Source organism: Streptomyces sp. NPDC025793 (genome assembly GCF_055558375.1).
The window spans coordinates 1-5,623 of the sequence record NZ_JBVHMR010000116.1 but is presented as its reverse complement, the minus strand read 5'-3'; the positions used below and the strand labels follow the sequence as shown (position 1 = coordinate 5,623).

The window sequence follows — 5,623 nt, the reverse complement described above, 5'->3', positions numbered from 1 at the left end:
CCCTTCGGCCGGCCCGTCGAACCCGACGTGAAGATCACATACGCAGGGCACGCCCCACCCAGCGAACCCAGACGCTCCCCATCGCTCAGATCCTCGACGCCCAGCAGACTCAGGCGGTCCTGCACGCCCGGATCATCCACCAGGACCCGGGTGACCTGCTCCGGCACAGCCTCCTGCGCACCCAAGCCCGTGATCACGCACATGGGCTCGGCATCCTCGAGGATGCAGGCGATGCGGTCGGCGGGATAGTCCGGGTCGACGGGCACATACGCCGCGCCGCTCTTCAGCACGGCCAGCAGCGCCACCACCAGCTCGACGGAGCGTGGCAGCGCGACCGCGACGAACCGCTCCGGACCCGCACCCTGCTCCACCAGGAGGCGGGCCAGCCGGTTCGCCCGCTCATTGACCTCCCGGTAGGTCAGCTGCACACCGTCGAAGACCAGCGCCGTGGCGTCCGGCGTCCGCGCCACCTGCTGCTCGAACAACGCCGGCAGCACCACGCCCGGGACGTCATGACCGGTGGCGTTCCATTCCTCCAGCACCAGCGCGCGTTCCGCAGGGTCGGTCATCTCCACTCGGCCCAGGGGGCGACTCGGATCCACCCGCAGTGCCTCGAGCAGGCGCAGCAGCCACCCCATGATCCGCTCAGCGGTCGCCTGATCGAACAGGTCGGGACGGTAGTCCAGCCACATCCGCAGGCGCTCCCCGGGAACGGCGACGAGACGCAGCGGGTAGTGTGCGGCGTCCTTCACCTCCATGGACGCCACCTGCAGCCCGGCGCCCGTCAGGTCGAGGGACTGCGGGTCGACGGGATAGTTCTCGAAGACGATGCAGGTGTCGAAGAACTCCTTTGTCCCGGCCATGCTGTGCAGTTCGGACAGCCCGAGGTGATGGTGCTGGATCAGCTGCGCCTGGGTGTCCTGGAGGTGCTGAAGTCCGGCCAGGAGAGACTCCGAGGGCACGACCCGCATGCGTACCGGGATCGTGTTGATGAGCATGCCGATCATGGTGGCCGCGCCGGCCAGTTCCGGAGAGCGGCCCGAGACCGTCGCGCCGAAGGTGACGTCGTCGCGCCCGGTGAGCCGGCTGATGACGATGCCCCAGGCAGCCTGGACCGCGGTGTTCAGCGTCACGCCACAGGTGCGCATCTGCTGGGTCAAGGCAGCGGTTTCCTCGGCAGACAATTCGGCGTGCACGCGCTCGGGCACCGCTGAGCCCTGACGGGTGGCGCCCGGGGCTACGAGGGTCTCCCCGTCCAGGTCGGCGAGGACCGTGCTCCACGCCTTGCGCCCGGCCTCGTGATCCTGGTTCGCGAGGTGGGCCAGAAAGTCGCGGTAGGGCGCCACCCGCGGCAGCGTCGATTCGTCGCAGCCGTTCATGTAGAGGGTGAACAGTTCTCGCATGAACAGCGGCATCGACCATCCGTCGAGGATGAGGTGATGGTTGATGAAGACCAGGCGGTGCAGGTCCGACGCGATCCGGATCAGAGTGAACCGGAGCAAGGGCGGCCGGGCAGGGTCGAACCGGGTGGCGCGATCCTCGACCAGCAGCCGGGCTGCTTCGCGCTCCGCTTCCTGGCGTCCTCGTGTGCTGAGGTCGATCTCCCTCCAGGGGAGCGTCACTTCGGTCGGGATCACCTGGACCGGTTCGCCGGACTTCCGCTGCCGGAACGAAGCCCGCAGGTTCGGGTGTCGTCGCAACAGTGTCTCGGCCGCTACTCGCAGCGCCGCGGCGTCCAGCGTGCCCTGGAGGTCGAACGCCCACTGGACGGTGTACACGTCCGTTTCGGTGGGGTCGAAGAGGGAGTGGAAGAGCAGGCCTTCCTGGAACGGGGACAGAGGCAGAATGTCTTGGATGCGCGGCCGGCCGGTCACCAGGTCCCCCACTCGGAGTCGAGTTCGCTTTCGAAGTCGTCAATCTCGCTCTGGCTGAGATTCACCAGAGAGAGGTCGGACGGCGTATGGCCGCCCGCATCGGGGCGCTGCGCGTGTGAGGCGAGCGCCGTCATGACGCGGAACCAGGTGTCGGCCAGGTCGCGCATGGTTGTGTCGGAGAAGTGGACCTCGGACCAGGTCCAGCGGACGGTGAGGTGAGAGCCGTCGGAATCGTGCTCGGTGACGGCGGTGATCTCGATCGCGTGGTCCGCGATCGTCCCTGCCGGACCGTCACCGGCGAGGACCCATTCGGGCTCGGTCGTCCAGTCGCTGCCATCGGCGTTCGCGGTGCCCGCGAGGGCACCGAGGTAGCTGAAGCGGATCTGGGGCGGGGGCAGGGGGGCGGGCTCGTCGTGGGTGTGCGAGCGCAGGTCACGCAGCAGGCCATGGGCGGTGCCGTTCTCGGCGCACTCGCGTACCTGCTCCTTGATCCATTTGAAGGCGCGGCCCATGTCGGCGCCGCCGGCCCAGACACCCCTCCAGTCGACGTCACCGACGTCGAGCAGCATCCGGCAGGCGGTCGTGAAGCAGCCGACCGTCCTGGACAGATCAGCGGGGGCGGGCAGGCTGTCGCGGCTGTGTCCTTCCACATCCAGCAGTACCGCCGTGCCTCGGCCGAGACCGTGGCGTGGGCGCCAGTCCGCCACGGCCAGGGTCAGCCCGGCAAGCAGTGCTTCCTCGACGGTGGCGTGGAACGCGGCCGGTACGGTCGTCAGCAACGCGGTTGTCTCGGCCTCGGGGAGGCGGAGGGTCATGCTGTCGCGCGCCGCGGGAGTGCCCGGAGTGCGGTCGGAAGCGCTCGGTCCAAGGCCGTGCTCACCCGCTTCGAGTACCCCGCCTCGGCTGGGAAGGGTGGCCGGGTGCTCGCTCGCCCGGGACAGTTCCGCCCATCGGGCCGCCCAGGTACGGAAGGAGGTGGCCGGGCGGGTCAGCGTGGGTGTCGTACCGGCCATGGCAGCGGCACACGCGGCTGCCAGGTCCGACAGCAGGATCCGCCAGGACGCCCCGTCCACGGCCAGGCGGTGAACGACCCACAGCAGCCGCCCTTGTCGCAGCGGCCCGGCATCGAACCACGTGAGTGTGAACGCGACGCCGGCCTGAAGCTCCAGCCGCTCGGCTGCGCGCTCACGTTCGCCACGTACCTGGGCCTCTACGTCTTCATCCGACAGGCCGCCGGCGTCGATCCGGCGGATACGGGCCGTGGCACCGACTGCGTCATGCCGCTGTATATACAACGTTGTCGTGCCGGTTTCCGCCTGTTCTGCACGGAGCCGCAGCGCGTCGTGCACCGTCACCACGGCACGCAGACCCGTGCGCAGAGCGTCGAGGGTCAGTCCAGCGGGAGTGCGCAGCGACATGGCCTGGTGGAAGTGGTCGATGGGCCGGCCCGTGGCGAACAGCCGGCGCGTCATCGGAGTCGGGGCCAACTCGCCGATCCCCGCGTCCGCGCCCTCCGTGGCCTCACCCTCATCCGCGAGGACCTTCGCCACAGGTGCCAGAGCGCGGACGTTCTTCAGCTGATACACGTCCTTCGGCGTGATGCCCAGTCCGGCCTGCTGTGCGTGGCGGACCATCTGGATCGCCAGGACACTGTCGCCACCCAGCTCGAAGAAGTTGTCGTCGATGCCGACCCGGTCGAGGCCGAGCACCTCCCCGAACACCAGGCACAGGGCTTCCTCTCGGGACGTTCTCGGTCCCTGGAACTCCGTGCTGGTGGTGAATGCGGGTGCGGGCAGGGCCCTGCGGTTCAGCTTCCCGTTCGGCGTCAACGGCAGTGTCTCCAGCACCATCACCGCGGAGGGGACCATGTAGTCCGGCACCGAACCCGCCACGTACACCCGCAACGCCTGCGGGTCGACTACGGCACCGGTGGTGGGAACGGCATAACCCACCAGCCGCCTGTCCCCCGGCCGGTCCTCACGTACGAGCACGGCGGCTTGGGCGACATCGGGGTGGGCGGCCAGGACCGACTCGATCTCGCCCAGTTCGATCCGGAAGCCCCGCAGCTTCACCTGGTCGTCGACACGACCCAGGTACTCGATCTTCCCATCGGTGTTCCACCGCACCAGGTCCCCGGTCCGGTACATGCGCGAGCCAGGCACCCCGTACGGATCGGCGACAAAACGTTCCGCCGTCAGCCCCTGACGGTCCAGATAGCCCCGGGCCAGACCCGCACCGGCGATGTACAGCTCACCCGCCACACCCACCGGCACCGGACTCAGACCCGCATCCAGTGCATACACCCGAGTGTTGGCGATCGGGCAGCCGATCGAGGACACCCCGCCGACATCCTCGCCGACTTCGTCGGCCGTGGACCAGATCGTGGTCTCCGTCGGACCGTACAGATTGGTCACCGACGCCGTCCGGGCCACCAGCATGCGCGCCAGCTCGCCCGGCAACGCCTCACCACCGACCAGCACCCGCACACCGGACAACTCTTCACCGGCATCGGCCACCACCGCGTGCCACAGGCTCGGCGTCGCCTGCATCACAGACACACCCGCCGACGAGATCAAAGAACGCAGAGCCAGGGGATCGCGCACGTCCTGCGGAGAAGCAAGCACCACAGCAGCGCCGTTCAACAGCGGGACATACAGTTCCAGACCCGCGATGTCGAAGGCGACCGTGGTCACCGCCAGCAGCCGGTCCCCCACCGCCAGACCGAACCGATCCTGCATCGACCACAGGAAGTTCACCAGTGCCCGGTGCTCGACGACCACGCCCTTCGGCCGGCCCGTCGAACCCGACGTGAAGATCACATACGCAGGGCACACCTCACTCAGGGGAGCGATCCGCTCGGCATCGGTGAGGTCGCTCGCCGCCCGCCCGTCGAGGCCCTGTCGCGTGGCCGGATCGTCCAGCAGCAGCCGCGTGGTGACAGCCGGCAGCTCGACCCCGCTGTCCCCGACCGTGATCACGCACATGGGCTCGGCATCCTCGAGGATGCAGGCGATGCGATCGGCGGGATAGTCCGGGTCGACAGGCACATACGCCGCGCCGCTCTTCAGCACGGCCAGCAGCGCCACCACCAGCTCGACGGAGCGTGGCAGCGCGACCGCGACGAACCGCTCCGGACCCGCACCCTGCTCCACCAGGAGGCGGGCCAGCCGGTTCGCCCGCTCATTGACCTCCCGGTAGGTCAGCTGCACACCGTCGAAGACCAGCGCAGTGGCGTCCGGCGTCCGCGCCACCTGCTGCTCGAACAACGCCGGCAGCACCACGCCCGGGACGTCATGACCGGTGGCGTTCCATTCCTCCAGCACCAGCGCGCGTTCCGCGGGGTCGGTCATCTCCACTCGGCCGAGCGGTTGTTCGGGGTGGGTGGCGATGGTGGTGAGGAAGCGTTGGAAGCGGGTGAGGTGGGCGGTGAGTTCTTCGGGTGTGTGGAGGGCGGGGTTGGCGTCGAGGTCGATGCGGAGCAGGTCCGGGTCGCTGTCCGGGGTGACGGTGAGGGCGAGGTCTGCGACGGGGCCGTTGGTCAGGGGGTGCACGCCGGCGTGGTGTCCGGCGAAGTCGAGGCTGTGGTCGAAGGAGAGGATGTTGACCATCGGGCCGAATGTGTGCTGTCCGCCTGCGTGGCCGAGGCTGTTGTGCAGGTCTTCCTGCCGGTAGCGCTGGTGCTGCAGCAGGCGGCGTACCGAGCCGGAGACAGTGGCCAGGATGTGGGTGATGTCGGCTTGCGCGGGCAC

General features: G+C 68.9%; 2 protein-coding genes. Both read right to left on the bottom strand.

Features of this window, described 5'->3' with window-relative positions:
* Positions 1-1,874 (bottom strand): condensation domain-containing protein (locus ACZ4MF_RS48615; RefSeq protein ID WP_467500832.1); only part of this gene is annotated, 1,874 nt, incomplete at its 3' end.
* Positions 1,871-5,623 (bottom strand): amino acid adenylation domain-containing protein (locus tag ACZ4MF_RS48610; protein WP_467500830.1); only part of this gene is annotated, 3,753 nt, incomplete at its 5' end. The genes ACZ4MF_RS48610 and ACZ4MF_RS48615, both read right to left, overlap by 4 nt.